Consider the following 711-nt stretch of genomic DNA (forward strand, 5'->3'; position numbering starts at 1 on the left):
GGTGGTGGTGGTGTCGAGGCTGGTGCGGGCGGCGTCGAGCGCGGTGATGAGGTGGGTGCCTTCGTCGGGAGGCAGGACCGCGGTCAGGTGCAGCATGCCGTTGTCGTCCGTGCGCCAGGAGACCCGCCGGGCTGCCTGCGTCCTGGCACGGTCGTTCGGGTCGGCGGTGGTCTGGCGGAGGGTGCGGACGAGGCGTTCCAGCTGGCCTGCGGTGCAGTGCAGGGCGTGTTCGAGCCAGAGCGGCTCGGTGGTCGGGTCGGCGATCCGGGTGATCGCCCGGACCTTCGAGTAGGAGATCGTCCCGTCGGCGAACGCCGCCCGCACCGTGGGGAGTTGTTCGAGGGCGCGGGCCGTGGCCAGGTGTTCCCGGGCGGCACGTAGCCCGATCCCGCAGCGCCAGGACAGCCAGTGCGCACATGAGCGCAGCCCGATCCCCGACCAGCCGCCCCGCCGCTCGAAGGCGGAGAGGAGGACCAGCCAGCCGCAGGTCGCAGCCGCGAGCCGCCCTGCCCACCCGCAGATCGCGGCTTCCAGATCCGCCAGCGGCGCGGTCTGCGCGTCCAGGCCTGGCGGCACGAGGTTCAGGCCGGCTGTCGGGTCGGTGTCGGGCGTGGGGGACGCGGCGGCTGCCGGGGAAGGTACCTGTTCGATCACTGTGATCACCGGGCCCAGGGGTGTCGTCGATCAGCGGATGCGAGCAGGCTCGCATCC

The 711-nt window shown here is 72.9% G+C and carries 1 protein-coding gene; it reads right to left on the reverse strand.

From position 1 onward, the window contains the following. On the reverse strand, positions 1–654 hold a 654-nt coding region (locus AC559T_RS15035; RefSeq protein WP_498869126.1), incomplete at its 3' end, for a DUF222 domain-containing protein. Positions 655–711 lie beyond the last annotated feature (57 nt).

It is taken from the genome of Frankia sp. Hr75.2, from assembly GCF_949319125.1.
Lineage (GTDB): Bacteria > Actinomycetota > Actinomycetes > Frankiales > Frankiaceae > Parafrankia > Parafrankia soli.